This is a genomic window from Micromonospora okii (genome assembly GCF_020884795.1).
Classification (GTDB): Bacteria; Actinomycetota; Actinomycetes; order Mycobacteriales; family Micromonosporaceae; genus Micromonospora; species Micromonospora okii.
The window spans coordinates 20,729-45,976 of the sequence record NZ_BBZF01000013.1 but is presented as its reverse complement, the minus strand read 5'-3'; the positions used below and the strand labels follow the sequence as shown (position 1 = coordinate 45,976).

The following is a 25,248-nucleotide window of genomic DNA, read 5'->3' as shown; positions in this document are numbered from 1 at the left end:
CCTGACGGCCGGGAACCCGCTCCCGCCGGCAGCCCTGGGGCGAGCCGGCGGGGGCTCGGCGGCGGGAAACCGACCGGTGGCACATCCGGGCGGAGGCCGTACGCTGCATCGCATGTGCACGTGCCGGGCGGGGGCCGCCGGAAAGCTCACGGTGGTCGTCGCCGCGCTCATCCTGGCGCTGACCGGGTGCGGCGGCGGCCCCAGCCCCCGGGTCTGGGCGGCTTCGGTCTGCGAGGCCCTCACCCCGTGGCGGGCCGAGATCAACAAGCTGACGAGCAGCACCCAGCAGCAGATGACCGCGCAGACCACCCCGGCGCAGGCGAAGGAGAACCTGGTGCGGCTCTTCGCGGGCGCGGAGGAGGCCAGCGAGACCGCCCGCCGCAAGGTCGACGAGGCCGGCATCCCGGAGACCGACGACGGCGAGGACATCTCGAAGGGCTTCCAGGCGTCGCTGGGCAAGGTGCGCGACGCGTACGGCCGGGCCCGGGACACCATCGCCGGGCTGGGCACCGGCGAGGCCACCACCTTCTACGCCGGGGTGCGGACCGCCGTGGAGACCCTCAACAAGGAGTACGACGCCGGCGCGCTGGACACCAGCCGGCTCAGCTCCGAGGCGCTGCGGCAGGCCTTCGACGAGGTCCCGGAGTGCCGCTGACGTCCCCCGACCGCCCTCCCGACCCGGTCCGGCAGCTCTCGCTGTTCGGGGCCGAGGCGGCGGACCCGTCCGTCGCCGACCTGGCCGGCCTGCTCGCCGGCCCGGGGGAGGTGTTCCGGATGGGCGGCACCGCCCGCCTGTCGGTCGTGGTGGACGCCGCCTGGCGGGTGCACGTGCTCGTCGCCGAGCTGGCCCGGCGCGGGCTTCCCACGACGTGGGAGGCGACCGGTGACGGACGGCACCTGGTCCGCACCGCGTACGCGAGCACCCTCGCCCCGCTCGCGGTCGCCTGGCTGCCCGACCCGGCCTCCCCGTCGGCCGAAGGCGTGAAGCGACCGCCCGCCGGGTTCCACCTCAACGGCCGGCGACTGCGGCTCTGGGTGGCCGCCGCCGGGTCGGCCGACCCGGCGGGCTTCCTGCTCCGCCTCGGCGCTACCGACCTGCCCTGCCGGGAGCCGGTCGGCGCCGCCCTGGCCGCCGTCGGCCTGCCGGCGGTGCTGCTCGACGCGGGGGCGGGCGGCCCGGCGTACCGGATCACCGGCCGCCGCCGGCTGGCCCGGCTGGCGGACCTGCTCGGCGACCGCCCGCCCGCCGCGTCCCCCGCCGACTGGCCCTGAGCCACCCACCTGTTTCATGGTCCACTTCTCGGGGAAGAGATCCACTTCTCCGGGGGAGCTGTCGGATCAGGGACCGTCGGTCCGCCGGGGGCGGCGCGCGGAAGGGCTGGTCGGACGCCGACGACACCGCCACGTCGTCACAGTGACCCGCTCGGGGGCCTACCCACGGTGTACCGTGACGCCGTTCGGCGAGACCGTCGCGGTGCGGTGCGGCCCCGTGCCGCGCGGGGGTGGCGGTTTGCCGCCCGCGAAACCCGAAACGCGGGCGGCGCGTTACGTTGGACATCCGGACCGCCGGCGGTCCCGGCGGACCGACGGTGGTCCGCGCCCGGAACCGGTCGGCCGCGAGCAGGAGTGAGGTCGCAGGAGACGTGCCGAGCAACGCCAGGACCACCCGTCTGGTCATCGTCGAGTCACCGGCGAAGGCCAAGACGATCTCGGGCTACCTCGGCCCGGGGTACGTCGTGGAGGCCAGCTTCGGTCACGTCCGCGACCTGCCGCGCAACGCCGCCGACGTGCCCGCCAAGTACAAGGGCGAGCCGTGGGCCCGCCTCGGGGTGGACGTCGACAACGGCTTCCACGCCCTCTACGTGGTCTCGTCCGACCGCAGGCAGCAGATCAGCAAGCTGGTGAAGCTGGCCAAGGAGGTCGACGAGATCTTCCTGGCCACGGACGAGGACCGCGAGGGCGAGGCCATCGCCTGGCACCTCGCGGAGACGCTCAAGCCCAAGGTGCCGGTCAAGCGGATGGTCTTCCACGAGATCACCAAGCCGGCGATCCAGGCCGCCGTGGCGAACCCGCGCGAGATCGACCGGGACCTGGTCGACGCGCAGGAGGCGCGGCGCATCCTCGACCGGCTGTACGGCTACGAGGTCTCGCCGGTGCTGTGGAAGAAGGTCATGCCGAAGCTCTCGGCGGGCCGGGTGCAGTCCGTGGCGACCCGCATCGTCGTCGAGCGGGAGCGCCAGCGGATGGCGTTCCGCACCGCCGAGTACTGGGACATCCTGGCCACCCTGGCCGTGGCGAAGCCGGGCGAGGGGCCGCGCACCTTCAACGCCACCCTGGTCGCGCTCGACGGCGACCGGATCGCCACGGGTAAGGACTTCGAGCCGACCACCGGCCGGGTCAAGCCGGGCGCGGGCGTCGTGCACCTCGACTCCGCAGGCGCCCACGGGCTCGCCGCCCGCCTGGCGGGGCGGCCGTTCACCGTCACCCGGGTCGAGGAGAAGCCCTACCGCCGCCGCCCGTACGCGCCGTTCATCACCTCCACCCTCCAGCAGGAGGCGGCCCGCAAGATGCGGTTCTCGTCCCAGCAGACGATGCGCACCGCGCAGCGGCTCTACGAGAACGGCTACATCACCTACATGCGTACCGACTCGGTGAACCTGTCGGAGACCGCCATCGCGGCGGCCCGCCGGCAGATCGTCGAGCTGTACGGCGAGCGCAGCGTGCCGCCGGAGCCGCGCCGCTACACCGGCAAGGTGAAGAACGCGCAGGAGGCGCACGAGGCGATCCGCCCGGCGGGGGACAACTTCCGCACCCCGGGCGACGTGGCCAAGGAGCTGTCGGCCGAGGAGTTCAAGCTCTACGAGCTGATCTGGCGGCGCACCATCGCCTCGCAGATGACCGACGCCGTCGGCTCCAGCGTGTCGGTGCGCATCCGCGCGGTCTCCTCCTCGGGCGAGGAGGCCGACTTCGGCGCGACCGGCAAGACGATCACCGACCCGGGCTTCCTCCGCGCGTACGTCGAGTCGTCCGACGACGAGAACGCCGAGGCCGAGGACGCCGAGCGCCGGCTGCCCAACCTGGTCAAGGACCAGCCGCTGACCGCCGACGAGCTGGCCGCGCAGGGCCACCACACCCAGCCGCCGTCGCGGTACACGGAGGCGTCGCTGGTCAAGGCCCTGGAGGAGCTGGGCATCGGCCGCCCGTCGACCTACGCGTCGATCATGCAGACGATCCAGGACCGGGGGTACGTGACGAAGCGCGGCCAGGCGCTCATCCCGAGCTTCCTGGCGTTCGCGGTGACCGGCCTGCTGGAGCGGCACTACCCGCGCCTGGTCGACTACGACTTCACCGCCAGCATGGAGAACGAGCTGGACGAGATCGCCGGTGGCGACCACGCCGCCGTCGACTTCCTCACCGCGTTCTACTTCGGCAGCCCCGACGGCACCGGCGACCGGGACATCGCCCGCTCGGGCGGGCTGAAGAAGCTGGTGACGGAGAACCTCAGCGAGATCGACGCGCGCAGCGTCAACTCCATCCCGCTGTTCACCGACGACGAGGGCCGCGAGGTCGTCGTCCGGGTGGGTCGCTACGGGCCGTACCTCCAGCGTGGCGTCCCCGGCGAGGAGCCGGCGGCCCCGGCGGAGGGCGAGGAGGGCGGCGGCCAGGGCGACCGCGCCCCGATCCCCGAGGGGCTGGCCCCCGACGAGCTGACCCCCGAGAAGGTGCACGAGCTGTTCCTCGGCGGGGGCGGCGAGCGCAAGCTCGGCGACGACCCGGGCACCGGGGAGCCGATCCTGCTCAAGTCCGGCCGGTACGGCCCGTACGTGGCCAGCGGGGAGCGCAAGTCGTCGCTGCTGCGCTCGCAGTCGCCGGACTCGCTGACCCTCGACGAGGCGCTGCGGCTGCTCAGCCTGCCCCGCCTCGTCGGGGTGGCCCCGGACGGCGTGGAGGTGTTCGCCAACAACGGCCGCTTCGGCCCGTACGTCAAGCGCGGTGACGAGTTCCGCTCGCTGGACTCGGAAGAGAAGATGTTCACCGTCACCCTGGACGAGGCGCTGGCCCTGCTGGCTGCCCCGAAGACCCGCCAGCGCCGCGCCGCCGCGCCGCCGCTGCGGGAGATGGGCGTCGACCCGCTGACCGAGAAGCCGCTGGTCATCAAGGACGGCCGGTTCGGCCCGTACGTGACCGACGGGGAGTTCAACGCGTCGCTGCGCCGGGGGCAGACCCCGGAGCAGCTCACCGTCGAGCAGGCCTCGGAGATGCTGGCCGAGAAGCGCGCCAAGGGCCCGGCCCCGAAGAAGGCGGCGAAGAAGGCCCCCGCGAAGAAGACCGCTGCGGCCAAGAAGACGGCGGCCGCGAAGTCCACGACGGCGAAGTCGACGACGGCGGCGAAGTCGACGACGGCGGCGAAGTCCACGACGACGGCAGCCAAGGCGAAGGCGGCGAAGCCCGCCGCGAAGAAGGCGGCCCCGAAGAAGGCCGCCTCCCGCCCCGACTGACCCCTCGCCAACGAGATCTTGGAAGGAAACGGCCCCTACACTTGAAGTCAACCGTTGGTTGCAACACCTTCGTTGATCCTGGTGGAGGTGGTGGTGATGGCAGCTCGGTTGTCGTCGGCGGAGCGGGAAGAGATCGGTTTGGGTCGGGCGGCGGGGTTGTCGATCCGTCAGATCGCGCGGAGGTTGTCTCGGTCGCCGTCGACGGTGAGTCGGGAGGTGGGCCGGTTCGAGCGGTACGGGCAGGTGTACCGGCCCTCGGCGGCGGACTGGGCGGCGTGGCTGCGTCACCGGCGCGGTAAGCGGCCTGCGAGGTTGGTAGGTGACGGGCCGTTGCGGCGGCGGGTCGTTGATCTGTTGGCGCAGCGGTGGTCACCGTGGCAGATCAGTCGGCGACTGCGACGTGATCACCCGGAGTCTCCGGAGATGTGGGTGTCGCACGAGACGATCTACCAGGCGATCTATCTGCAGGCGCGGGGGAACCTGCGCGCGGAGTTGACCCGGCAGGTGGCTTTGCGTTCCGGTCGCGCCGCCCGGCGCCACCGGCCCGTCGCCGGTGGGCCGGTCCGCTCGCAGCGGCCCTGGCTGGGGCTGAACATCAGCGCCCGACCGGCGGAGGTCACTGACCGGGCGGTACCCGGGCACTGGGAAGGCGACCTCGTCGAAGGCGGCCGAGGGCCGGCAGGAGGATCGGCGATCGCGACCCATCGTGGAGCGGCATACCCGCTTCGTGATCCTGGCCGCCCTGCCCGAGGGAAAGGTGTCCGAACACGTCGTGACGCAGTTGACCACCATGATGGGCTGGCTACCCCGTCGGCTGTTGGCCTCGCTGACCTGGGACCAGGGAAGCGAGATGGCCCGCCATGCCCAGTTCACCATCGCCACCGGCTGCCCGGTCTACTTCTGCGACCCCCACAGCCCCTGGCAACGCGGCACCAACGAGAACACCAACGGCCTACTACGCCAGTACTTCCCCAAAGGCCGCACCGACTTCCGCACCATCAGCCAAACCGACCTCGACGCCGTCGCCGACCAACTCAACGCACGCCCCCGAGAAACCCTGGGCTGGGACACCCCAGGTGAGAGAATGGCCCAGCTCCTCGGTGTTGCAACCACCAATTGAAACCGCCACAGGGGCCAGTTCCTTCCAAGATTTCGGCGTTGTCCACAGGGGCAGCGGAGAAGGCGGCGGGTTCGGCACCGTAGCCGTGTGGCTGACCGTAGACGTGTGGCTGGTCGTGACCGGGGGACTTTGGCGCAGTGGCGGCGGGCGCTGCCGGGTGAGTACGCCGACGAGCTGAGCCTGCTGCTCTTCCGCCAGGAAGAGGTGATCAGCCTCCGCCAGGCGCTACGGCATCTGACCCGAAAGGCGATTCGTCACCGGGTCGACACCCGGCGCTGGCGGCAGGTGCACAGGGCTGTGTTCGTCGCCCACAGTGGCCCGGTGAGCGTCGATCAGCTCCATTGGATCGCAGTCCTCGCTGCCGGGCCTGCCGCGATGCTCGGCGGGCTGACCGCCGCCCAGGCGGGCGGCCTGCGCGGGTTCCCCAGCAGGCCCGTGCACCTGCTGTTACCGGCCACCTGCCGGCGGAGTCCGTTACCGTCGGGCGTGCTGGCACACCGCACCGCGCGACTGCCCGAGGAGGACGTGCTCGCCGTCGGGCAGCCGCGCCGGACGACCCTCGCCCGGTCGGTCGTCGACGCGGCGCAGTGGGCCAACAGCGACGACGAGGCCAGGGCGGTGATCGCCGCCGGATTCCAGCAGCGGCTTATCGGGGGCGACGAGGTGCGCCAGGTCGTCAGCCGGCTGCCCCGGGTGCGTCGGCGGCGGCTGATCCTGGGCACCGCCGACGACGCGGCTGGCGGAGCGCACTCCCTGGCCGAGCTCGGCTTCCTCGGCCTGGTACGCCGTGCGGGTCTGCCCGAGCCGACCCGCCAGATGGTCCGGTACGACTCGACCGGCCGCCGGCGCTACCTCGACGCCTACTTCGAGGAGTGGCAGGTGCACGTCGAGATCGACGGCGGGCAGCACCTCGACCCACGCCAGGCGTGGGCCGACATGCGACGGCAGAACGCGCTCTGGGTCGACGGGGACCGGGTCCTGCGTTTCCCGTCCTGGGCCGTGCGCTCGCACCCCGACGAGGTCGTCGCGCAGCTTCGGGCCGCTCTGCGCGCGGCGGGCTGGGCCGGTTGACGCGTTGGCGATAGATCTTGGAAGAATCCGGCCCCTCCAGGGGCCATTTCCCTCCAAGATTAGTGGCCCAACACAGTGGTCAGGTGGGGGGAGGTGAAGATGCCGTTCGGGTCCAGGCGGGTGCGGAGGCGCTGGAAGTCGGCGAATCTCGGGTACGCCGGCGCGAGGGACTCCGCGTCGCGCCAGTGCAGCTTGCCCCAGTGCGGGCGCCCACCCAGGTCGGCGGCGACCTCCTCGACGGCCCGGAAGTACGGCTCGTACGGCCTGCCGACGTACTGGTGCACCGCGAGGTACGCCGAGTCGCGGCCGTAGCCGTGGGAGAGCCAGATGTCGTCGGCGGCGGTGAAGCGGACCTCGACCGGGAACTGCACCTTGAACGGGAGCCCGTCGACGATCCGGCGCACCGCCGCCAGCGCCTCTGGCAGGGCGGCGCGCGGCAGGGCGTACTCCATCTCGGTGAAGCGGACCCGGCGCGGGGTGCAGAAAACCGTGTCGGAGCGGCCCGTGTAGGTGCGCTCGGTGAGCGCCCGGGCGGAGACCGCGCTGATCGCCGGCACCAGGCCCGGCGCGGCCCGGCCGAGCCGGCAGGCCCCGCCGAGGACGGTGTTGGAGAGGAACTCGTCGTCGAGCCAGCCGCGCCAGCGGGGCAGCGGTCGGTTGTCGGCGGGCACCCGGTCGTTGGTCTTGACCTGTACCCGGTCGGTGTAGGGGAACCAGTAGAACTCGAAGTGGTCGTGCCCGGCGACCAGGTCCGGCAGGCCGGCCAGCACCTCGGCGAGCGGGGCGGGGCGCTCGTGCGCGCGGAGCACGAAGGCGTCCACGACGCGCAGGGTCACGTCGGTGAGCACGCCGAGCGCGCCGAGGGACACGCGGGCGGCGGCGAAGACGTCGGGGTGCTCCCCGGCGGAGCAGCGCAGCACCTCGCCGGTGCCGGTGACCAGGGTGAGCGCCTCGACGAAGGTCGACAGGCAGCCGTACGCCGCGCCGGTGCCGTGGGTGCCGGTGGAGATCGCCCCCGCGATGGTCTGCGCGTCGATGTCGCCGAGGTTGGGCATCGCCAGCCCGTTCGCGGCGAGCAGTGCATTGAGCCGACGCAGCGGCATCCCGGCCGGTACGGTGACCAGGTGCCGATCCCGGTCGATTCGTACCTCGGTGTCCAGGTCGGTCAGCTCCATCCGGCGGTCGTCGGCTCGGGCGACCGCGGTGAAGGAGTGGCCGCTGCCAACCGGGCGGATTCGCGCGCCAGCCGCCACGGCGGCGCGCACGGCCTCGGCGACGTCGGCGACCGTGCGGGGGCGGAGGACGGCGGTGGCGGTGCTGCGCTGGTTGCCGGCCCAGTTGGTCCAGGCGGCGTCGAGCGGGGCGGTACGGGCCATGCGCGCTCCTCGACATGAACGTGAAGTGTCTTCATATCAGGAACGTTGTGCCTGGTAAATACCGCAATCGAGGTCCGCTCGTTGTACCGGTAGTCACACACTCGTGACGTGCAGATATGTTCATCCGTCGAAGGGGGGTGGCGTCGAGTGTCCACACCAGCCGCCACGACCGGGCCGTTGCGCCGGGTACCGGTCCAGGGTCGAAGCGTCGCGCGGGTCCAGCGGATGCTGGACGCCTGCGCCGAACTCGTCGACGAGGTGGGGTACGAGGGGCTGACCACGACCCTGCTCGCCGAGCGCGCCGAGGTGGCGATCGGATCGGTATACCAGTTCTTCCCGGACAAGCGGGCGATCGTGCAGGCGTTGACCCTGCGCACTATGGAGTCCTACCTCCAGCGGCTCGACGAGCGGTTCGCCTCCGACGACCTGACCCACTGGTGGGACGGCGTCGGCGCGGGGATCGACGAGTACATCACGATGCACCGCACCGTCCCCGGCTTCCGCACCCTGCACTTCGGAGACGTGGTCGACCTGCACCTGCTCGACGAGCAGCGGGACAACAACGGCGTGATCGCCGACCAGTTGGCCCGGGTGCTCACCGAGCGGTTCGGGATGACCGACGAGCCGCGCCTGCGGTTCTGCCTGGAGATCGCCGTCGAGACCGCGGACGCCCTGATCAAGCTGGCGTTCCGCCGCAGCCCCGAGGGGGACGAGCGGGTGCTCGCCGAGGCCAAGTCCCTCATCCGGGAATACCTGCACCAGCACGTCGAGGCCCCGGCCGAGGCGCCCGTCGAGGCCCCGACCTCCTGATGCGGGGCACGCCGGGGGGTGGGCGCGGCTACAGGAAGGCGCGGCCCTCGCCCCGGTAGGTGGGCACGGTCGCCGCCACCCGGTCGCCGTCGACGAGGTGCAGCTCGTTCACCCGCTCGCACAGCTCGCCGGCCTTGGCGTGCCGGAACCAGACCCGGTCGCCGACCCGCAGGCCGGCCGCCGCCGGCCCGGCCAGCGGGGTCTGCACCTCGCCGGCCCCCTCCGGGCCGAGCAGCTTGAGCCCGCTCGGCAGCCAGGGCGCGGGTAGGCGGCTGGCGGCGGGCGGGCCGGAGGCGATCCAGCCGCCGCCGAGCACGGTGGCCAGCTCGGGCGTCGGCCGGCGGACCACCGCGCAGGCGAAGAATGCCGCCGGGGTCGGCCGCCAGGCGCGGTACGCGTCGAACAGCGTCGGCCCGTACAGGCCCGAGCCCGCGGTGACCTCGGTGACGGCGGGGTCCGCGCTGGTCGCGGCCACGCTGCCGGTGCCGCCGCCGTTGACGAACTCCAGGTCGGCGTGCTCGCGTACCGCCGCCACCGCCGCGCCCCGGCGGGCCAGCAGCTCGTGGTACGACCGGCGCTGCACCGCCCGGATCGCGGCCCCCAGCGCGGTGCGTCCCGGCGGGGAGTCGCCCAGCCCGGCGATCTGCGCCTCGTACGCCATCAGGCCGACCAGCCGGAAGCCCGGCCGGCCCGCGACGGTGGCGGCGAGCGTGCCGGCCGCCCGCGCGCTGTGTACGGGTGAGCGCCGCACCCCGACGTGCAGCCGCCCGCGCAGGGGCCGCCAGGAGGCGTCGAGGTCGAGGCAGACCCGCAGGGCGGGCCGGCCCTGCGGCGGGCACACCGCGTCGACCAGGTCGAGCTGGCCCACGTCGTCGATCATGAGGGTGACCCCCCGGGCCAGCTCCTCGTCGGCGGCGAGCGCGGCGAGCGCCGCCCGGTCGGTCGTCGGGTACGCCACCAGGGCGTCGCCGGTCACGCCGGTGCGGACCAGCCAGCTCGCCTCGGGCAGGGTGAACGCCATCACCCCCCGCCAGCCGGGCCGGCCCAGCACCCGGCCGAGCAGGTCACGGGCCCGCACCGACTTGCTGGCGACCCGGAGCGGCTTGCCCCCGGCCCGGGTGGGCAGCGTCGCGGCGTTGGCGTCGAACGCCGCGAGGTCGACCACGGCGTACGGCGGGTCGAGGTGGGCCGTGGCCCGCTCCAGGCGCTCGCGCAGTATGTCGCTTTCGGTGGTCACGTCTGCACGCTAACTGTCGAACGGCCAATGCGAAAGATGCTCGCGTACGGGGCCAGCGAGCCGGGGCGTCGGCGGCCTACGCTCGGCGAGCAGGCACTGTCACGGAGGGGAAGGCCCCCGACCGGGACTAGAGTGTTGCACCGGGACTGCCCAGCGTTGGGCCGGCACGTGGAGGTACGGCCATCGAAAGCCAGAACAACGGCGAGTCGCCCGGCGTGTCGTCGCCCGGTGGCGGGCCGGACGCCGCGCCCACCGACCCGTCGACCCCCCAGCCCGCCGGGGAGCAGGACGCCCCGCCCGCCGCCCAGCCCGGCGGCCCGGCCCCCGCGTCGGCCGCCGACCGGTCCGGGGCCGCCGCGATCCGCTCCGTGCTGCGCATCCGCCCGTTCCGCCGGCTCTGGATCGTGCTCGGCGCGGCCTCCTTCGGCGACTGGCTGGGCCTGCTCGCCACCTCCGTCTTCGCCGCCGCCCAGGTCTCCGGCAGCACCGCGCAGGGCGCCGCGTTCGGCACCCTGATCGCGATCCGGCTGCTGCCCGCGCTGATCCTCGGCCCGGTGGCCGGCGTCCTCGCCGACCGGTTCGACCGGCGCTGGACGATGGTCATCTGCGACGTGCTGCGCTTCCTGCTGTTCGCCTCCATCCCGCTGTTCGCCCTCACCGGGGCCAGCGGCGGCCTGGTGGTCGGCTGGGCGGCGATCGCGACCTTCCTGATCGAGACGATCACCCTGCTCTGGATCCCGGCCAAGGAGGCCGCGGTCCCGAACCTGATCCCGCGCGCCCGGCTGGAGGCGGCCAACCAGCTCACCCTGATCACCACGTACGGCCTCACCCCGATCGCCGCCGCGCTCGGCCTGGCCGTGCTCGACCGCAGCATCCGGGGCGCGACCGGCGGCGAGATGCCCTCCTGGGCGGAGCCGGCCCAGCTCGCGCTCTGGTTCAACGCGTTCTCCCGGCTGGCCACCGCGCTGGTGGTCGCGTTCGGGATCAAGGAGATCAGCCAGGCGCAGACGAGCGAGGCGGACCGCACCGAGCAGGGAGTGAGGCACCAGTTCACCGAGGGCTGGAAGTACATCGCCCAGACCCCGCTGGTTCGCGGCCTGGTGCTCGGCATCTTCGGCGCGTTCGCCGGCGGCGGCATCGTGATCGGCACGGCGAAGTTCTTCGCCGCCTCGCTCGGCGCCGGCGACGCCGCCTTCTACCTCCTCTTCGGCGCGATGTTCGTCGGCCTCGCCCTGGGCATCGGCCTCGGCCCGATGATCGTGCGGGACATGTCCCGGCGGCGCTGGTTCGGCATGAGCATCGTGCTGGCCAGCGCGTCCGTGGTGTTGCTCGCGTTCGCCATCCACCTCTCCATGGCGATGCTCGGCGCGATCCTGGTGGGAGCGGGCGCCGGGATGGCGTTCCTCGCCGGCACCACGCTGCTCGGCGGCGAGGTCGCCGACGAGGTGCGGGGCCGGGTCTTCGCGGTGGTGCAGATCGGCACCCGGCTGGTGCTGATCCTGGCCATCGCGCTGAGCAGCCTTCTGGTCGGCGTCGGCGGCTCCCGCCGGCTGACCATCGCCGACCTCGGCGTCTCGGTCTCCTCCACCCGGCTGCTGCTGCTCGCCGCCGGCGCGGCCGGCATCTTCGCCGGGATCAGCGCGTTCGGGCAGATGGACGACAAGAAGGGCGTGCCGGTCCTCGCCGACCTGTGGGGATCGATCCGGGGCCGCCCGCTGATGCCGGCCGAGCAGTTCGTCTCCAACGGGCTCTTCGTGGTCTTCGAGGGCGGCGAGGGCGCCGGCAAGTCGACGCAGCTCGCCGCGCTGGCCGAGCGGCTGCGCGGGCAGGGCCGGGAGGTGGTGGTCACCCGGGAGCCGGGCGCCACCGGGGTCGGCGAGCGGATTCGCGCCCTGCTGCTCGGCACCACCGACGAGGCGCCGTCGCCGCGCGCCGAGGCGCTGCTCTACGCCGCCGACCGCGCGCACCACGTCGCCACCGTGGTCCGCCCGGCGCTCGTCCGGGGCGCGGTGGTGATCAGCGACCGGTACGTCGACTCGTCCCTGGCGTACCAGGGGGCCGGGCGGACGCTCCCCGTCGACGAGGTCTCCTGGCTCTCCTCCTGGGCCACCGGCGGGCTCAAGCCCGACCTGGTGGTGCTGCTCGACGTCGACCCGCGCACCGGCCTGTCCCGGGTGGCTGCGCGCGCCGAGAGCGCCGACCGGCTGGAGGCCGAGTCCGTCGCCTTCCACGAGCGGGTCCGGTACGCCTTCCTCGACCTCGCCGCCAGCGACCCGAAGCGCTACCTGGTGCTCGACGCGTCCCGCGCGGTGGGGGAGACCGCCGAGCTGGTCGCCCGCCGGGTGGAGGAGTTCCTGGTCGACCCGGACGGCATCGTGCACCCCCGCCCCGCCCAGGGGCCGGACACCTCGGTGCAGCCCGAGTTATCCGACGCGGAGCTGGTGACGATGGAGCACCGGACCTGATGTCGGACGCCTTCGCCGACCTGGTCGGGCAGGACGACGCGGTCGAGACGCTGCGCCGGGCCGCCGCGTCGGCCGCCGCGGTGCTCCGCCGTCCCGCCGAGGCGGGACGACCGGCTCCGGCGGGGGAGCCGACCGGGGCGGGACGACCGGCCCCGGCGGGGGAGCGGGCCGAGGCGGCCGGCGGGGGCGCGGGCGTCGACCCCGCGGCCGGCATGACCCACGCCTGGATCTTCACCGGGCCGCCCGGCTCGGGGCGTTCGGTGGCCGCCCGGGCCTTCGCCGCCGCCCTCCAGTGCGAGCGGGGCACCGGCTGCGGCGTGTGCCAGGGCTGCCACACCACCCTCGCCGGCACCCACGCCGACGTCCGGCTGGTGGTGCCCGAGGGGCTCTCCATCAGCGTCGGCGAGATGCGCGCCCTGGTGCTCCGGGCCGCCAGCACCCCGTCCGGCGGCCGGTGGCAGGTGGTGATCATCGAAGACGCGGACCGGCTCACCGAGGCGGCCGGCAACGCGCTGCTCAAGGCCGTCGAGGAGCCCCCGCCCCGGACGGTCTTCCTGCTCTGCGCCCCGTCCACCCACCCCGACGACGTCTCGGTGACCATCCGGTCGCGCTGTCGGGTCGTACCGCTGCGGCAGCCGGCGGCCGACGCCGTGGCCGACGTGCTGGTCCACCGCGACGGCGTGGCCCCCGACGTGGCGCGGTGGGCGGCGGCGGCCGCGCAGGGGCACGTGGGGCGGGCCCGGCGGCTCGCCCGCGACCCGGAGGCGCGCAAGCGGCGGGACGCGGTGCTCGCCGTGCCGCGCCGGCTGACCGGCGTGGGCGCGGCCTTCGACGCGGCGTCCGCGCTGATCGAGGCCGCCGAGGCGGAGGCCGAGGCGTCCGTGGCGGAGACCGACGCCGCCGAGCGGGCCGCGTTGCAGACCGCGCTCGGCGCGGGCGGCACCGGCCGGGGCGCGGCCGGCGCGATGCGCGGGGCGGCCGGCCAGATCAAGGACCTGGAGAAGCGGCAGAAGTCGCGGGCCACCCGGGCCCAGCGCGACGCGCTGGACCGGGCCCTGGTCGACCTGGCCGGCTTCTACCGCGACGCGCTCACCGCCGCGCTGGGTGCGCCGGTCGCCCCGGTGCACACCGACACCGCCGAGCTGGCCGAGGCCGGCGGGCGGAAGTGGGACGCCGAGGGGGCGCTGCGCCGGCTGGAGGCCGTGCTGGAGTGCCGGGCCGCCATCGAGGCCAACGTCAAGCCGCGCATCGCGGTGGAGGCAATGATGCTGGCCCTCTGGAAGGGCTGACCGGCCGCGAGGCGACAGCGCCCGGCCGCCGTCCCGGCGCCGGCCGTTCACCCGCCCGGCCGCGACGGGGCGACGCGGGCGCGCCCCGTCGCCTACCCTGTCCACAGGTCATCGACAGTCGCGATTGCCGTGCGGTACGGTCCGGTGATGCCGCGGTCACGGTGGCGGCACACCCAGTGAGTGCACTGCCGGGAGGAGTCCGCCATGCCTCGGGGGGAGATCGACGAGGCCTGGATCGAGGAGGCGGTACGGCGCTACCGCCGCATCGAGTCGTTGCAGGCCGAGTTCGACCGGGCGGTGGAGACCGTGGAGGTCACCGTGCGTTCCCCCGACGGGCTGGTCGAGGTGGTGGTGACCGCCGGCGGCCGGATCACCGACGTGCGCTTCCTCGGCCCGCTGCACCACCGGCACCACCGGGACGTCGCCGCCTCGGTGCGGGCCGCCGTGATCGCCGCCGCCGACGCCGCCCAGTGGGCCCGGGAGAAGCTGCACAACGAGACGTTCGCCGCGTACCGGCCGCTGGCGGGGGCCTGACGTGGACGAGCTGCGCGCGCTCGCCGACCGGCTGGACGAGGCGGGCGGCACCCTGGAGGCCCTGGCCCGCGCGGTCGTCGCCACCGACCCGCCGCACCCGGCGTTCGGCGCCCTCGTCCCCGGTCGGCCCGGCGAGATCGGGCGGGCGCTGCACCGGGCGTGGACCGACGCCACCGGCGACCGGGCCCGGGAGGCGACGCTCGCGGCGGCCCGGTTGACCGCCGCCGCCTCCGCCGTCCGCGTCGCCGCCGACCGGTACGCGGGCGTCGACGACACCGTCCGGCGCAGGCTGGGCCGGCGGGAGGTCTGATGGACGCGCTGGACCGCCTCGCCGAGCCGGGGCTGGACCTGCTCGACCGGGTGGACACGCTGCTCGCCGGCGGCGCACCCGAGGGCCACCGGCTCTGGCCGCTGCTGCGCCGCATGCGGGTGCTCCCCGGCGACGCCGTGCGGGGCTTCCTCGACCTGCACCCCGCGCCGCTGGCCGACGCCGGCCACGCGGTGCGCACCCTCGTGCGGGGGTACGACGAGGTCTGCCACGCCCTCACCGACCACGCCGCCTGGTCCGGGCCGGCCGCCTCCGCGTACGACCAGGCGCGCTCCGCACTGCTGCGCCACCTCGACGAGGGCCCCGAGAGCCTGGTGGGCCGACTGGAGTCGACCGCCGGGTACGCCGACGCGCTCGCGGACTGGGTGGAGGGCAGCCGGCTGGCGCTGGCCCGGGCCCTGGCCGACGTGCTCGGCTCCGCCGAGGCGGTCCGGGTGCGCGCCGCCACCGCCACAGGGGCCGAGCCCGGCGGCGCGGGGCTACTCGCGGCGGCCGACGTCGCCCACCGGGTGCTGGCCGTGCTCGGGGTGGCCTACGACGGGGCGGAGACGCTGCTACGCCAGTGGTCGCCCAGCCTCGCGGAGACGACGTGGCGCGGCCCGGCGACCGGCAGCCCGCACCACGACTCCCCGCTCCGGGTCCGCTGACCGCCACCGATGCGGCGGGTGACCGCGCGGCCACGCCCGGGGTGGGTCCGGGCCGTCGTCCCGTCGTAGGGTGAGGGCATGGGCATGCTCTGCGCGGTCAGCTTCAACCGGTACGGGCGCCTCTACTACCTCGACCCGGGGGAGTTCCGCCCCCAGGTGGGCGACCGGGTGCTGGTGCCCACCGACGACGGGCCCGAGGTGGCGGAGTGCGTCTGGGCGGCGCAGTGGGTCAGCGACGACACGGACGGCTTCCCCAAGCTGGCCGGGCTCGCCGGCGAGGAGGAGCTGCGCCGCGACGAGTCGCTGCGGCGGCGCAAGGCCGAGGCGAAGGTGGCGGCGAAGCGGCTGATCCGCGAGCACGGCCTGCCGATGAAGGTGGTGGCCGTCGACCACGTCCTCGCCACGGCGGACGGCGGCGGCGAGCGCACGACGGTCTACTTCACCGCCCCGCACCGGGTCGACTTCCGTTCCCTCGTGCGGGACCTGGGGGCCACCCTGCACTGCCGGGTCGAGCTGCGCCAGCTCTCCGCCCGGGACTCGGCCCGCGTGCAGGGCGGCATCGGCTCCTGCGGGCGGGACCTGTGCTGCGCCACCTTCCTCACCGACTTCGAGCCGGTCACCATCCGGATGGCCAAGGACCAGGACCTTCCCCTGAACCCGCTGCGCATCTCCGGTGCCTGCGGCCGGCTGATGTGCTGCCTGAAGTACGAGCATCCCCTCTACGCCGACAGCGGCAGCTACCCGGCGTCCGGCCAGCGGGTCGAGACTCCGGAGGGGACGGCGAAGGTCGTGTCCCGGCACCCGCCGAGCGAGACCGTCACCGTCCGGCAGATCTCCGACGGGGCCACGCGGCGCTGCGCCCTGTCCGACGTCTGCGGCCCCCGCCGCGCCTACGACACCCGCCCCACCGCCTGACCGTCGTCGGGGCGCAGGACGATCGGGGGCTCGGCCAGGCGTGGCACGAGGGGGCCGGTGGGGACCAGCCAGGAGGAGTCGGGCGAGCTGTCCGGGTTGACCCGCCAGTCGCGGGCCACCCGGTCCACGGCCACGGGGTAGACGGTGAGGGTGCCGTCGGGGTCGATCCGCATGCGCAGGAACGCCTTGGCGTCCTCGATGCCCTGCCCGGCGAACAGCTCGTTGAGGTTGACCCCGAACGCGCCCGCGACCAGCAGGTACGCCGCCACCAGCTCGGTGGCCAGGAAGCCGATCACCGGGCCGTAGACGACCACGGCGGCGACTGCGGGCAGCGGCCATGGCCAGTCGACCAGGGGCAGCGCCAGCCACGCCCACGTGCCGGCGGCGGCCAGCCCCACGTGGGCCAGGCCGTGCCCGACGCCGAGGAGCCAGTGCCGCACGTGCCGCTTCCCCCCGGAGCTGGGCGGCTTCGCGAAGAACGCCGCCCCGAGCATCGTCACCACGAGCATCGCCACCAGCGGGACGCTGAACAGCCGCTGCTCGGCCCCGTCGGCCCGGGTCGTCGCCACGCCGGCCATCGCCAGCATGAGCAGGGTGTGCAGGGTGCCCAGCAGGGTACCGAAGCCCGGGTTGCGCCTCGGCAGCCGGGCGAACACCCCCCAGCCGTAGCGCCGGGAGGTGGCCTTGTCGGGGAAACGGCCCGCCAGGTCGTACGGCTGGCTGCGGCTGGCCCGCCGGGAGAGGGTGTCGCGCGGCGGCACCTCGATCCGCTCGGGCAGGTGGTGGGTGGGGTAGAGGTACGCCCCGCCGCTGCCGCAGGTGATGAGCTGCCGGTCCGGGCCGGCGTACCGGGCGTAGTGGTGCAGGTCCCCGGAGACCAGCAGCCGCACCCGCGCCCCGGTCGGCGTGACGATGGTGCGGACGAAGTAGTCGATCGAGTCGTACGCCGTGGGGTGGTCGACGGCCTTGACCCAGGTCGGCGCCGGCACGGCCAGAATCACCTGGCTGCCCGGCCCCAGCTTCTCCGCCACCTTGTCGAAGTAGGTGAGCTGCGGGTCGTCCAGGTAGGAGCCGGACTGGTCGTCGAGGCCGAGCAGCCACCAGCCGGCGGGCAGCTCCACGGCGAAGTAGGAGCGGGACTGCCCGGTCGCCCAGCCACCGAAGTGCCGGTCCCGGGAGCGGACGAACAGGCGCAGGAACGCGGTCAGCCCGTCGTACCAGTCGTGGTTGCCGGGAACGGCGAAGAGGGTGGGGCGCTCGGGCGGCGTGACCGGCAGCGCGGCCTGGTACGGCCCCTTGCACCGATCCTCGTACGCCCCGTAGGACGCCGACGGGTACACCTGGTCGCCGCCCATCACCAGCGTCTGCGCCCGGGGGAGGCGGTGCCCGTCGACCTCCAGCTCGCGCTGGGCGAGCAGGTACGCCACCGAGTACGTGGCGTTGAAGCCGTCGCCGAGGTCGGCGACGTAGTCCAGCCACAGCCCGCCGTCCGGCCCGACCTGCCGGGCGACCCCGTCGCCGAACGCGTTCTGCAGCTCCCGCTTGTCCAGGTACGCCCCGAACAGCATCGCCAGCAGCGTCCGCAGGCCGGTGCTGATCAGCAGCAGCGGCGCGAGCCACGGCACCGGCCGGCGCGGGGTGAAGCCCAGCTCCAGCGGGTCGGTGCTGCGCGGCCGGCGGGCGGTGCGGGCGAAGTCGGCCTCGCTGTCGGGAAGCGCGGCGTCGTCCGGGCCGTCGACGGGGGTACGATCGTCGGTCACCCGGCGGAGCGTAGTGGCGGACGGGCGTTTCCGCTGTCGGGTCTCGCCCGGATCGCCTCCGGTGTCCGGATGCCGGTGGCCGAGGGGCATCCGGCTGGTCCGGCGGGCGGGCGGTGCCGTACACTTGGCGATCGTTGCCGCCTTAGCTCAGTCGGCTAGAGCGACGCACTCGTAATGCGTAGGTCGACGGTTCGATTCCGTCAGGCGGCTCGATACAGAAGCCCAGGTCAGCGACCTGGGCTTCGCCGTTTCCCGAGGTTGGCGACACCGCCGCCGGCGGTGCCTGTCCCGGCTCGCTCGCCGATCATGATCTGGACCATCCGCCTACCCTGGCGAGGCCCGCCGCTTCCGGCGGCGGCGTCGCGCCCGGTTGCCCATCCGAGGAGGGCCGCCCCGCGGCTTCCGCCTCGGCCCGGGCCAGCCGTCGACCGGCTCGAGCAGGCCGACGGCGGCTCGGAGGGGGAGGGCGGCGAGGATCGGCAGGCCGCCGGCCAGCGATACCGCGAAGACCCACTCGATCTCGCCGTCGGGCCACAGCCATGTCGCTCCCGGGCCGCTCACGCGGCCGGCCACGGTGGGCCCCGGCGGCCCGTCGGCGTGCATGAACAGTCGTACCGAATCGATGTGGACGTCGCCGGTGTCGGCGGTGAAGGGGCCGTTGCAGCTCCAGCCCAGGGTCCAGAACTGCGGGTCCCTTGCCGCTGTGTCCTCCGTGCAGGTCACGGCGACGGAGCCGGGGACGCCCCCGGCGCGGGCCCTGATGCCGTCCCAGGCGTCGGGCAGGACGAGGCGCCACCACGGCAGCACGATCGCGACGGCGACGGCGACCATCCCGCCGGCCATGAGGCGTGCCGACCAGTCGGCTTCCCGGATGGCTCCCGGGAGATCTCGCAGCTTCGGACGACGGGCCGGCCGCCTGCGTGCACGCCGCATCGTTGGAGGGTAGCCGGGTGGCCCGGCGCCGACCGCGTCGCGAGATCGGCACTCCGACGTCGGGCGCAAGGTGTTTGCGCTGATCGATGGGGTCGACTAGCGTCGTCGTCGTGAACACCGGACCGGCCCTGAGCCACGCACGGATCGGCGACCCGGTGGAGGGCTGACCGCCCGGCGGGTGCGGCAAGGGCACCTCCCAGGTTCGGCACGTGGACCTCCGCGCGGACTGCGCACCGCAGGTCCCCTTTCCGTGTCGAGCGCAGCGAGGTCAGCCGAATGACTGTCACGTTCAACCACACCATCATCGCCGCCAGGGACCGTAACGAGTCGGCGCGGTTCTTCCGTGAGTTGCTGGAACTGCCGGAGGCGCCGTCCTGGGGCTTCTTCACCAACATCCAGCTCACCGACGGGGTGCTGCTCCAGTTCGCCGAGCCGCCGGTGGAGATCCAGATGCAGCACTACGCCTTCCTGGTCGACGACGACCTCTTCGACCGGGCGTACCGGAGGCTGTGCGACCAGGGCGTCGAGCACTGGGCCGATCCGCAGATGCGGCGCCCCGGCGAGATCAACAACGAGCACGGGGGCCGGGGGGTCTACTTCAAGGACCCCGCGGGCCACGCCATCGAGTTGATCACCCGCCCGTACCTGTAGTCCGCAAATTCCGGCCGGGCACCCCGCATCGGGTGCCCGGCCCCTGCGCGTCGGCCCGCCGCTTCGGCCCGCACCCGCGATAACGCTGCGTATGCACAGTGGAAAAACCTTCGGGTTCTTCTCTCCGGCGAACACTTGGCGGAGATCGACGTAGGCGCGTGTAGCGCTATTCGAAACCCGGACGCTTTCCCTGGTAGATGCCACTGTGCCTGGCTAGCCTTGGGTTCACCGCCCGACGATGTGCACCTTGTGACCGGGCCGGTTCCTGGTCGAAGCAATGCTTACGCAATGTGATCGCCTGCCCGGCCCCCACGCGTTGAAGGGAGTTCCCATGACCCGGGCTCCGGCGAACCTGTTGGCCGTCCGACGCCTGCTGCTGACCCACCTCGACGTCGACCCTGACCGCGCCCGCGACGAGGATCTGGAACCCGCCGAGGTGGGGATCGTCGGCGACGCCTCCCACCGTGGGGGCTACCACTGCGGGTCCGACCGTGTCGTGAGCAACGACTACTCGGTGGTGGAGTCCACCCGGGACAGCACGGGGCTGACCCTCGACGCCTCCGCCCTGGACGTCGGGCCCTTCGCGGTGCGGTCGGCGGGCCGTACCCACGATCTGCGGTCCTTCTCGGTCTGGTGCGTGCAGCAGTGCGTGGCCGGCGTGGCCGACGCGCGTGACGTCAGGGAAATCATCTACTCCCCGGACGGCAGGACGGTCAAGCGGTGGGACCGGCTCGGCAGGCGCAGCACCGGCGACAACTCCCACCTGTGGCACACCCACTTCAGCTTCTTCCGCGACTCCACCAAGGCGGGCCGGGACCAGACCCCGTTGTTCCGCCGCTACCTGACGACCATCGGGCTGATCGGCCCCCCACAATCGGGAGACGACATGAGCGAGAAGGCGGAGAACGAGATCCATCAGGTCTTCACCGGCCTGTTCAACGGCGGGTCCAGCATGGGCCGGTCCGTCGACCCGGACGGCGGCGGGCCGGCGAAGGCCAGCAACAGCCTCGTCGCCAAGCTCGACTACCTGATGTACCGGCTGGACGGCGTCGCCACGGGGGTGACCACCCTGGCGGGCAGGGACTGGACGGACGAGCCGGCGATCATCGCCGGGGTGCTCGCCGGCCTGACCCCGCAGCGGCTCGCCGAGGCGGTGCGGGCCGCCGGCCTGACCCCGGAGGCCATCGCGGCAGCGGTGCCGCCGGACATGGCCCGGCAGGTCGTCGACGAGCTGACCGCCCGGCTGGCTGACTGACGGGCGGGTGGACCTGACGACCATGCTCCCACCCGGCGGGCTCGGCGCGGTCGGTGCCGGCGGGTTGCTCGTCATGGTCGTCCTCTACCTGCTCAACGCGAACCGCGCCGACCGCAAGGAGTACCAGGAGGCCATCGACCGGGCCGAGCGCCGCGCCGACGAGGCCGAGGCGCGACGCTCGGCAGCCGAGGCTCGGCTCGACCTTCTCCAGCGCGCCGTCGACGAGGCCCGCACCGCCCGCCGGGCGGCCGAGGACCGCGCCGACTCCCTGCTGCGGGAACTGACGAGACTGCGTCCGCTCGACCCAGGCGGTGACCCGTGACCGATGACGTCGTTCAGCTACGCGAGCGGATGGACCGCCTCAGCCGCCGCCGTGCCGTGGTGGCCATCGCGGCGACCGCCCTGATCGCCGCCGCTATCGGCTGGTGGGCCGCGTCCCTGGGCCGACACGCCAGTCAGGAGCAGCGGCGGGCGGCCACCGCCGTGTCCGGCGCGGAGCAACTGTGCCAGCAGGTCCGGCAGCTCGGCGGGACGTGCGTCATCGACCCGGCCGAGCTGCGGGGCGTGCGCGGCGCTCCGGGCCCGGCCGGGCCGCCGGGCCCGCCCGGGGTGCCCGGCCTCGATGGCGCTCCCGGGCCTACCGGCCCGCCGGGCCCTCGGGGCGACCCCGGCCCTCAGGGGCCACCCGGGCCGGCGGGGCCCACCGGACCGGCCGGCCTACCCGGCCTCGGCGGCGCGACCGGGCCGAGCGGTCCGTCGGGGCCACGGGGCGAGGAGGGCCCGCGCGGCGAGGCGGGGCCGCCGGGCGAGCGGGGGCCGCAGGGCGAGACCGGCCCGCCCGGACCACAGTGCCCCGAGGGTACGACCGCGCAGGTCGTCACCGTCGTCACCGTCGACGGGACGCAGCGCATCGCCGCCTGTGTGGCCGGGTGAGCCAGCGCGTCACCGGCTCCGGGTCGGCGACATGGCGGCGTCCCGCCCGTTGGTGGCCGCGATGTCACCGACATCGGGTCGGGCACGGTCCAGCGCGTCCCCGCAGCGGTCACAGCACGACTGGCCCGGGCCGTCGCGGCCCGGGCCCTGTCGTACGGTGCCGGTCAGAGGGGACGGTGGCTGCCCCCCGAGCCGGTGAACCCGCCGGTGTGCTGGCCCGCCCCGACGTCGGTCCGCCGAGCGGAGTCGCCGACCTTGCCGCTGTCGCCCCGGGTGCCGGCGGCGTACTCGACGCCGGGCGTGCCGAGCTGGCGGCCCTCGTCGACCGAGCCGCGCCACGCGCCGGTCTCGACCCCACGGCTCTCGATGTACGCCTTGAACTTCTCCAGGTCCGACTCGGCCTGCCGCTCGACGATGTGCAGCTTGTCGCCGGCCTTCTCGACGAAGCCCTCCGGCTCGTACTCCAGGGAGAGCTTGACCACGGTGCGGTCCGTGCCCACCGGCTGGAAGTGCACGGCCCCGGCGTTGGTCGCGCCCTCGGTGGCGGCCCAGGCGACCTTGCGGTCCGGGACCTGCTCCAGGACCTTGGCGTCCCACTCACGCTTGACGCCGGCGATCTCGGCGACCCAGTGCATGCGCCGGTCGTCGAGCTGGCGCACCTCCTTGACGCCGCCCATGAACCGGGGGAACTCCTCGAACTGCGTCCACTGGTTGTACGCGGTGCTGACCGGAACGTTCACCTCGACGGACTTCTCGACCTTGGTCGTCATCGTCCCTCCTTCGGGTTGGTTTCGGTGCTCTCGCTCACGGAGAGCCGTTCTCGCGTCCAGCACCAGTCGTACCCGCCCTCGGTCGGCCCAATCGGGTCCACTGTGGGACGAGGGCCACGTTTGCCGCCCCGATCGCGAGGGAGGATGTCGGGGGTGGTCGTTAGCCTCCGGTCCATGAGCATCACAGTGGACGGGGCGCCGAAGCTGCCGAGCGCGCAGGACGAGGCCCGGTTCTGGGCTCTCCTGGAGGCCGCCTGGGAGCGACTCGGCCCGGAGCCCGTGGCCCTGCGCCGGGCCCTGCGGGAGCGCGGCCCGGCCGACGGTGACGCCGACGCGCACGCCCTCGACGGGTGGTTCGCCCCGTTCCTCGACAACCTGCGCGCCCTCGCGACCGACCTGTCGAGCGAGGAGTTGACCGCCCTCGACCGGGTGGTCGAGCGCAAGCTCCACGAGATCGACCGCGCCGACGTCCACGCGGTGACGGACGGCTCCGACGACGGCTTCCTCTACGCCCGGGGCCACATCGTCGCGCTCGGGCGGGAGTACTACGAGGCGGTGCGCGTCAACCCGGCCCTGGCCGTGCCCGACGCCGGGTGCGAGCGCATCTGCTACCTCTTCGCCCACCTGCACGACGAGCGGTTCGGCGCGTGGCCGCTCACCGGCTCGGGCATCTCCCGCGAGTCCTTCAGCAACCCCGAGGGCTGGCGGGAGTAGCTCAGAACGCCCGGTACATCACGTGGAGGCCGACCCGGCCCAGGCCCGGGTGCGCGAACGCGCCCGGCACCGTGCCGACCACCTCGAACCCGTGCCGCCGGTACAGGTCGACCGCCGCCCGGTTGGACTCGGCCACCGCGTTGAACTGCATCCCGGCGTAGCCGTGCCCGCGCGCCCAGTCCAGCGCGTCCCGGCACAGCGCCGTGCCGACCCCGCGCCCCCGGGCGTCGGCCGCCACCATGAAGCTCGCGGTGGACACGTGCGACCCCGGCCCCGGCCGGTTGGTGCCCATCTTCGCCGTGCCGAGGACCCGGTCGCCCTCCACCGCCACGACGGTCCGCCCCGGCGGGCGCTCCACCCACATGCCGTACGCCTGCTCGGCGGTCGACGCCGGGTCGTAGGTGAACGTCTCCCCGGCCCGGACGACCTCGGCGAAGATCTCCCACACCTGCGGCCAGTCGGCCTCGGCGAACTCCCGGATCAGCACGGCCGCCGATGCTACCGAACACGGCGGAGGTGGTGCTGGCACCACCGCGCCCGGTGGTGCGCCCTGGACAGCGACTGGGCAGTGAGCAGCAATGACCCGACCGGGGCGACTCGACATGCTCTATTGCATGACGACGACGCGGAACACCACAGCCAAGAAGTACCGCCTGGCGCGCAACGCCGCGGTTCTGGCGACCGCCGCGGCCATGCTGACCGCCTCCGTCGGGATCGGCACCGCCGCCGCCGGGGCCACTGAGCGCCCGACGGCGTTCACCCCCGCCCACCAGGGCGGGACCGCCGTGATGGAGGACGTCGCCCGCCGGGTGATGGCGGCCGGCCCGCCCGGATACGTGGCCCGGGTCGACGACGGCCGCCGGGTGACCCGCACGGTTGCCGGGCTCGCGGACATCGCCACGGGGCGACGCATGGCCGCCCGCGACCAGTTCGAGGCCGGCAGCAACACGAAGACCTTCACGGCGACCCTCGTCCTCCAGTTGGTCGACCGTGGGCAGATCGAGCTGGACGCGCCGGTCTCGCGCTACCTGCCGGGTGTGGTGCCGAACGGCCGCAACATCACCGTCCGGATGCTGCTCAACCACACCAGCGGGCTGTCCAGCTACACCGCCGACGGCGGGTTCATGTCCGGCCTGAAGGTCGATCCGCAGCGGGTGTGGACCGACCGGGAGCTGCTCGCCGTGGCGTTCAGGCACCAGCCGAACTTCCCGCCGGGCCAGGAGTGGTCCTACTCCAACACCAACTACACCCTGCTCGGGATGATCCTGGAGAAGCTGACCGGCAAGGGCATGGCGGAGCTGGTGCAGCAGCGCATCGCCGGCCCGCTCGGCCTGCGGCACACCTACTACGCCGACCCGCGGGCCACCAACACCGGCCCGGGCTACGCCCACGGCTACGGGGTCGAGTTCGCCGGCCCGAAGCCGGTCTACATCGACACGGCCACCTGGCCGATCGGCGGCTGGGGCGGCGCCGCCGGGGCCGTCATCTCCACCACCGACGACCTCTCCCGGTTCTTCTCCGCCGTGCTCCAGGGCAAGCTGTTCTCCAAGGCGCAGCTCAAGCAGATGACGACCACGGTCGCCATGCCGGGGGACTTCGGCCTGAAGGGCGGCTACGGTCTCGGGCTGATCAGGCTCGACACGGCGTGCGGCACGGTGTGGGGCCACGGCGGCGACACCCTCGGGCTCCACAGCATCGCCCTGGCCACCGCCGACGGCCGGCGCACCGTGGTCAGCGCCGCCAACGGGGAGCCCTTCGACGCCGAGCCCAACGCCCGCACGGACCACTACTACACGGTGACCATGGCCGCCACCGACGCGTCCGTCTGCGTGATGCTCGGCAAGCCGGTCCCGGCCTCGGTCCTCAAGGACCTGCAGAGCCCGCCCCCCGCCCCGACCACCGCCGGGTAGACCCGGCCCGCCCCGCACGCGACGCCTCCCG

General features: G+C 73.8%; 22 protein-coding genes, 1 tRNA gene and 2 pseudogenes. 19 read left to right on the top strand and 6 right to left on the bottom strand.

Annotated elements, in window-relative coordinates; all coding sequences use genetic code 11:
• Positions 1 to 112: 112 nt before the first annotated feature.
• The 5 genes and pseudogenes from LPU43_RS03220 to LPU43_RS03200 all read left to right on the top strand — a co-directional run bounded on the left by LPU43_RS03220 (position 113) and on the right by LPU43_RS03200 (position 6,690).
• Positions 113 to 655, top strand: coding sequence for a hypothetical protein (locus LPU43_RS03220; protein ID WP_229398703.1), 543 nt, complete (start codon positions 113 to 115; stop codon positions 653 to 655).
• Positions 646 to 1,272 carry a hypothetical protein gene (locus tag LPU43_RS03215; RefSeq protein ID WP_229398702.1) on the top strand — a complete coding sequence of 209 codons (627 nt, stop codon included), beginning with the start codon at positions 646 to 648 and terminating at the stop codon, positions 1,270 to 1,272. Before LPU43_RS03220 ends, LPU43_RS03215 begins: the two co-directional genes overlap by 10 nt.
• A 371-nt stretch (positions 1,273 to 1,643) precedes the next feature.
• A complete protein-coding gene (topA, locus tag LPU43_RS03210; RefSeq protein ID WP_229398701.1) occupies positions 1,644 to 4,499 on the top strand; it encodes a type I DNA topoisomerase in 2,856 nt (951 codons plus the stop codon).
• Positions 4,500 to 4,595: 96 nt separating this feature from the next.
• Positions 4,596 to 5,619, top strand: a pseudogene (locus tag LPU43_RS29025) (IS30 family transposase).
• Between the two features lie 105 nt (positions 5,620 to 5,724).
• Positions 5,725 to 6,690, top strand: coding sequence for a DUF559 domain-containing protein (locus LPU43_RS03200; protein ID WP_229398700.1), 966 nt, complete (start codon positions 5,725 to 5,727; stop codon positions 6,688 to 6,690).
• Positions 6,691 to 6,749: 59 nt separating this feature from the next.
• Here LPU43_RS03200 and LPU43_RS03195 read toward each other — a convergent pair whose 3' ends face one another.
• Positions 6,750 to 8,066, bottom strand: coding sequence for a D-arabinono-1,4-lactone oxidase (locus LPU43_RS03195; RefSeq protein WP_229398699.1), 1,317 nt, complete (start codon positions 8,064 to 8,066; stop codon positions 6,750 to 6,752).
• 225 nt (positions 8,067 to 8,291) lie between these two features.
• Here LPU43_RS03195 and LPU43_RS03190 point away from each other — a divergent pair, with 225 nt between their 5' ends.
• The gene (locus tag LPU43_RS03190; RefSeq protein WP_373321657.1) at positions 8,292 to 8,876 is read left to right on the top strand and encodes a TetR/AcrR family transcriptional regulator; all 585 of its coding nucleotides are present in this window, start codon (positions 8,292 to 8,294) and stop codon (positions 8,874 to 8,876) included.
• A gap of 28 nt (positions 8,877 to 8,904) precedes the next feature.
• On the opposite strand, the gene LPU43_RS03185 is transcribed toward LPU43_RS03190, so the two are convergent.
• Entirely contained in the window at positions 8,905 to 10,113 is a 1,209-nt protein-coding gene (locus LPU43_RS03185; RefSeq protein WP_229398697.1) for an amino acid deaminase/aldolase, read from the bottom strand.
• Positions 10,114 to 10,517: 404 nt separating this feature from the next.
• Between LPU43_RS03185 and tmk the strand changes: the two genes are divergently transcribed.
• The 6 genes from tmk to LPU43_RS03155 all read left to right on the top strand — a co-directional run bounded on the left by tmk (position 10,518) and on the right by LPU43_RS03155 (position 16,291).
• On the top strand, positions 10,518 to 12,578 hold the full coding sequence (gene tmk / locus LPU43_RS03180; protein ID WP_229399306.1) for a dTMP kinase: 2,061 nt from the start codon (positions 10,518 to 10,520) through the stop codon (positions 12,576 to 12,578).
• Positions 12,578 to 13,867, top strand: a complete 1,290-nt coding sequence (locus LPU43_RS03175) for a DNA polymerase III subunit delta' (protein WP_229398696.1) — start codon at positions 12,578 to 12,580, stop codon at positions 13,865 to 13,867. The genes tmk and LPU43_RS03175 overlap by 1 nt, the downstream gene beginning before the upstream one ends.
• A gap of 204 nt (positions 13,868 to 14,071) precedes the next feature.
• The gene (locus LPU43_RS03170; RefSeq protein ID WP_229398695.1) at positions 14,072 to 14,401 is read left to right on the top strand and encodes a YbaB/EbfC family nucleoid-associated protein; all 330 of its coding nucleotides are present in this window, start codon (positions 14,072 to 14,074) and stop codon (positions 14,399 to 14,401) included.
• A 1-nt stretch (position 14,402) separates the two neighbouring features.
• Positions 14,403 to 14,711, top strand: coding sequence for a hypothetical protein (locus LPU43_RS03165; protein WP_229398694.1), 309 nt, complete (start codon positions 14,403 to 14,405; stop codon positions 14,709 to 14,711).
• Positions 14,711 to 15,376, top strand: coding sequence for a hypothetical protein (locus LPU43_RS03160; RefSeq protein ID WP_229398693.1), 666 nt, complete (start codon positions 14,711 to 14,713; stop codon positions 15,374 to 15,376). Before LPU43_RS03165 ends, LPU43_RS03160 begins: the two co-directional genes overlap by 1 nt.
• Positions 15,377 to 15,454: 78 nt before the next feature.
• Positions 15,455 to 16,291: a PSP1 domain-containing protein gene (locus LPU43_RS03155; RefSeq protein WP_229398692.1), complete on the top strand. Its 837-nt coding sequence runs from the start codon at positions 15,455 to 15,457 to the stop codon at positions 16,289 to 16,291.
• Here LPU43_RS03155 and LPU43_RS03150 read toward each other — a convergent pair.
• Complete coding sequence (locus LPU43_RS03150; protein WP_373321642.1) at positions 16,267 to 18,141, bottom strand: metallophosphoesterase family protein; 1,875 nt, start codon at positions 18,139 to 18,141, stop codon at positions 16,267 to 16,269. The two genes, LPU43_RS03155 and LPU43_RS03150, sit on opposite strands and share 25 nt — an antisense overlap.
• Before the next feature lie 46 nt (positions 18,142 to 18,187).
• Between LPU43_RS03150 and LPU43_RS03145 the strand changes: the two genes are divergently transcribed.
• Positions 18,188 to 18,261: transfer RNA gene (locus tag LPU43_RS03145), tRNA-Thr, on the top strand.
• Positions 18,262 to 18,375: 114 nt separating this feature from the next.
• Here the strand turns inward: LPU43_RS03145 and LPU43_RS03140 are convergent.
• Positions 18,376 to 18,894 (bottom strand): hypothetical protein, encoded by a 519-nt coding sequence (locus LPU43_RS03140; protein ID WP_229398690.1) that lies wholly within the window; start codon positions 18,892 to 18,894, stop codon positions 18,376 to 18,378.
• Between the two features lie 366 nt (positions 18,895 to 19,260).
• Here LPU43_RS03140 and LPU43_RS03135 point away from each other — a divergent pair, with 366 nt between their 5' ends.
• From LPU43_RS03135 to LPU43_RS28635, 4 genes are all read left to right on the top strand, one after another.
• Positions 19,261 to 19,635 (top strand): VOC family protein, encoded by a 375-nt coding sequence (locus tag LPU43_RS03135; RefSeq protein ID WP_229398689.1) that lies wholly within the window; start codon positions 19,261 to 19,263, stop codon positions 19,633 to 19,635.
• A 331-nt stretch (positions 19,636 to 19,966) separates the two neighbouring features.
• The gene (locus LPU43_RS03130) at positions 19,967 to 20,890 is read left to right on the top strand and encodes a hypothetical protein (RefSeq protein WP_229398688.1); all 924 of its coding nucleotides are present in this window, start codon (positions 19,967 to 19,969) and stop codon (positions 20,888 to 20,890) included.
• Positions 20,891 to 20,897: 7 nt separating this feature from the next.
• Positions 20,898 to 21,212, top strand: coding sequence for a hypothetical protein (locus LPU43_RS03125; protein ID WP_229398687.1), 315 nt, complete (start codon positions 20,898 to 20,900; stop codon positions 21,210 to 21,212).
• A complete protein-coding gene (locus LPU43_RS28635) occupies positions 21,209 to 21,823 on the top strand; it encodes a collagen-like protein (protein ID WP_305073263.1) in 615 nt (204 codons plus the stop codon). Before LPU43_RS03125 ends, LPU43_RS28635 begins: the two co-directional genes overlap by 4 nt.
• A 320-nt stretch (positions 21,824 to 22,143) precedes the next feature.
• Here LPU43_RS28635 and LPU43_RS03115 read toward each other — a convergent pair.
• Positions 22,144 to 22,593: pseudogene (locus tag LPU43_RS03115) on the bottom strand (SRPBCC family protein); the annotation flags it as partial.
• A 174-nt stretch (positions 22,594 to 22,767) separates the two neighbouring features.
• Here LPU43_RS03115 and LPU43_RS03110 point away from each other — a divergent pair.
• Complete coding sequence (locus LPU43_RS03110; protein WP_229398686.1) at positions 22,768 to 23,307, top strand: DUF4240 domain-containing protein; 540 nt, start codon at positions 22,768 to 22,770, stop codon at positions 23,305 to 23,307.
• A gap of 1 nt (position 23,308) precedes the next feature.
• On the opposite strand, the gene LPU43_RS03105 is transcribed toward LPU43_RS03110, so the two are convergent.
• A complete protein-coding gene (locus LPU43_RS03105; protein ID WP_229398685.1) occupies positions 23,309 to 23,794 on the bottom strand; it encodes a GNAT family N-acetyltransferase in 486 nt (161 codons plus the stop codon).
• 127 nt (positions 23,795 to 23,921) lie between these two features.
• Between LPU43_RS03105 and LPU43_RS03100 the strand changes: the two genes are divergently transcribed.
• Positions 23,922 to 25,217, top strand: a complete 1,296-nt coding sequence (locus LPU43_RS03100; RefSeq protein WP_229398684.1) for a serine hydrolase domain-containing protein — start codon at positions 23,922 to 23,924, stop codon at positions 25,215 to 25,217.
• Positions 25,218 to 25,248: the final 31 nt, after the last annotated feature.

Coding starts and splice junctions, on each gene's coding strand:
- LPU43_RS03150 (WP_373321642.1), bottom strand. CDS start 18,141: ATGCCCCTCGGCCACCGGCATCCGGACACCGGAGGCGATCCGGGCGAG.
- LPU43_RS03190 (WP_373321657.1), top strand. CDS start 8,292: ATGCTGGACGCCTGCGCCGAACTCGTCGACGAGGTGGGGTACGAGGGG.
- LPU43_RS03140 (WP_229398690.1), bottom strand. CDS start 18,894: ATGGCCGGCGGGATGGTCGCCGTCGCCGTCGCGATCGTGCTGCCGTGG.
- LPU43_RS03175 (WP_229398696.1), top strand. CDS start 12,578: ATGTCGGACGCCTTCGCCGACCTGGTCGGGCAGGACGACGCGGTCGAG.
- LPU43_RS03100 (WP_229398684.1), top strand. CDS start 23,922: ATGACGACGACGCGGAACACCACAGCCAAGAAGTACCGCCTGGCGCGC.
- LPU43_RS03220 (WP_229398703.1), top strand. CDS start 113: ATGTGCACGTGCCGGGCGGGGGCCGCCGGAAAGCTCACGGTGGTCGTC.
- LPU43_RS03135 (WP_229398689.1), top strand. CDS start 19,261: ATGACTGTCACGTTCAACCACACCATCATCGCCGCCAGGGACCGTAAC.
- LPU43_RS03130 (WP_229398688.1), top strand. CDS start 19,967: ATGACCCGGGCTCCGGCGAACCTGTTGGCCGTCCGACGCCTGCTGCTG.
- LPU43_RS03160 (WP_229398693.1), top strand. CDS start 14,711: ATGGACGCGCTGGACCGCCTCGCCGAGCCGGGGCTGGACCTGCTCGAC.
- LPU43_RS03110 (WP_229398686.1), top strand. CDS start 22,768: ATGAGCATCACAGTGGACGGGGCGCCGAAGCTGCCGAGCGCGCAGGAC.
- LPU43_RS03170 (WP_229398695.1), top strand. CDS start 14,072: ATGCCTCGGGGGGAGATCGACGAGGCCTGGATCGAGGAGGCGGTACGG.
- LPU43_RS03155 (WP_229398692.1), top strand. CDS start 15,455: ATGGGCATGCTCTGCGCGGTCAGCTTCAACCGGTACGGGCGCCTCTAC.
- LPU43_RS03195 (WP_229398699.1), bottom strand. CDS start 8,066: ATGGCCCGTACCGCCCCGCTCGACGCCGCCTGGACCAACTGGGCCGGC.